At 40.6% G+C, this 2,498-nt stretch carries 3 protein-coding genes; all 3 read right to left on the reverse strand.

Annotated features, from left to right (window positions below; translation table 11 throughout):
- Nucleotides 1-492 (reverse strand): hypothetical protein (locus tag ACTXGO_RS12290; protein ID WP_443574746.1); only part of this gene is annotated, 492 nt, incomplete at its 3' end.
- A 215-nt stretch (nt 493-707) separates the two neighbouring features.
- Nucleotides 708-1,373 carry a phasin family protein gene (locus ACTXGO_RS12295; RefSeq protein WP_443574747.1) on the reverse strand — a complete coding sequence of 222 codons (666 nt, stop codon included), beginning with the start codon at nt 1,371-1,373 and terminating at the stop codon, nt 708-710.
- Between the two features lie 74 nt (nt 1,374-1,447).
- Nucleotides 1,448-2,209 (reverse strand): acetoacetyl-CoA reductase, encoded by a 762-nt coding sequence (gene phbB, locus ACTXGO_RS12300; protein WP_443574748.1) that lies wholly within the window; start codon nt 2,207-2,209, stop codon nt 1,448-1,450.
- Between the last annotated feature and the right edge of the window lie 289 nt (nt 2,210-2,498).

Below are 2,498 nucleotides of genomic sequence, written 5' to 3' on the forward strand. Positions count from 1 at the left end.
CTGTACTTGCTGCTGCCATAGCATCATCTGTTTTTCAATCAAGGCTGTCGGGCTTTTTTCAGTGACGCCCGTTGTCAGGTTCTGCCACCCATCAATAATGTTGAGCATAATGGATTGGCTGATATTGTCGTCTTGACCTGCACGCTTTAGAGATTCGCTCATAAACTTTTGGGTAAAGTCAGTGATACCGTCAATAGCGTTGCTGGTATCTGATGGCGACTCATCAGCGCTCTGAGCCATATTTGGAGTCATGAATTGACCAAACTGACTCATAGAGTCTTGCCATAGCTTCATATTGGCTTCAAAAGGATTGGCCGTCTGTTTAGACTTGTCAAAAAAAGATTGATTCATCTTATTGATCTGATCTAGTTGATCTAGATAATATTGACCAAAGCTATTGAACCCAAAGTTGTTGGTATCTTCGGTAGTTGAGTCGTGTGATGACTGATTTTTATTGTCGTCTGAGTGGTCGCCGGACTGTTGATTATCCATATCTTTATCCATTGTTTATCTGATGGTACAAATTATCTGATGTTACGAGCTATTTAATGGTGCTTTTTATTTTGTGGTAAAAGCTTATTTAGTAGTAAAAGCTTATGTTAGTAGTAAAAGCGCATATTGCCAACACCATAAAAATAAGGCGGGAAAGAGCTCTCTTACCCACCTTTATATAATAATGACGACATAAAACTGTGCTAACTAAACAATTACTTAGTGTTGGTTTTGGCAGCAGTTTTACTGGTGGCATTCGTTTGAGCTTTGCTCGCAGCACTAGTGGCTTTGGTTGCTTGCTCTTTGACTTTTTGAGTCATGTTTTTCATGTTCTCAGTGTACTCTTTAGCATTTTTATTGGCTTGCTCAGTTGCCTTGGTAGCAGTTTGCTTAGCAGCAGCTGTGGCTTTAGAAACTTGCTCAGTTGCTTTTTCAGCCATTTTGTTCATGTTAGCTGAGTATTCTTGTGCCGCTTTGGTCGCTTGGTCAGCAGTTTTTTGCATGTTGCTTTGCATCTGCTCACTGGTTTGACCATATACGTCACCCATTACTTGCATCACTTCATCGTGCATGCTGCTACCAAGCTCTGTCATGCGCTTAGCATCTGCTAGCATTTTTTGGCTGATAGTATTTAGCATTTCAGCTTGTTTTTTACTGAAGTTCTCAGCAGATTCTGGTGAGTCGATCTCAGACACTTGACGCATGTTCTCAAGACCCATCTCAGAGTAGGACTTGATAGTGTTTAATGAGAACTCAGTCATCATTTCTGCGTTTTTTAAAAAGGCTTGGTTCAATTTAGTCCAAGGCTCAAACATTTTTTGAGCGTTTTCGCTCATGTTGTTGAACTGATTCATAAAATCTTGAGGGTTTTGCTGTGACATACTGCTTCTCCGCGCATGGGTTGTATAAAAATTTGACTTAATAGTATAACAGATATGACCTAATAATACTCAATCTAGGACATATACTGTCCGCCGTTCACTGATATGGTCTCGCCTGTGACAAAGATAGCTTCGTCACTAATGAGGTACATACAAGTTGCAGCAATTTCGTTGGCACCTGCCAAACGATTCATCGGAATGGTTTCTTTAATCTTGTTCATAATATGTTCAGGCACAGTCTCTACCATAGGGGTATAGGTGTAGCCTGGTGCAACGACGTTTGCAGTTACTGATGAGGTTGCGCCTTCATAAGCTAAAGCTTTGGTGAAACCAATAATGCCCGCTTTGGCCGCAGAGTAGTTGGTTTGACCGTACTGACCGCGCAGACCGTTAATCGAGCTGATGTTGACAACGCGGCCCTCTTTTTGCGCCAACATCTTGACAAAGACGGGGTGAACAATGGTATATAGCGAGGTTAAATTGGTATCGATAACCTGTTTCCACTGCTCAAAGCTCATCTTTTTAAAGCTACTATCGCGGGTGATACCAGCGCCATTTATCAAGGCATAGATGTTGTCATACTTATCAATGGTTTTTTGGATATTTGCCATAGCGGTCTCGTGATCACTTAAATCAACGGCAAGAAATTCAAAGCGGCTTGAGTCAAATCCATTGTCATCACACCATTTTTTGGTGCGTTCTGGATCCTCTTTGCTCAAAGTAGCAATGACGTGATAACCCTTAGCTAGCAGTTTTTCACAAATAGCGGTACCGATACCACCTAGTGCTCCTGTTACCATGGCTACTTTTTGACTTTCTGCTCTCGACTCTGACATATAAAACCTCCGTGTTTAAAACCAGTGCACAAATGTATTCTGCTATATTTTACCTCAAATGCGCTCTAAAAGGTTAACAAATTTCTAATTTTTACGGAACATTACTCACGTTATGAATATAAAAGGTTATAGATTCAAAACACTTACAAACTATAAGTCAGACTATGTGCACACCGTCGTCAAAGATAATTGTTAAAAATCGATGATACAAACACAAAAAAACCCCAAACAAGCTAATGTTTGAGGCGAAACTTGTGCAAAGCTTAAGTTTTAAATATGGCGCAGCGGA

This window comes from Psychrobacter sp. T6-1, assembly GCF_052258445.1.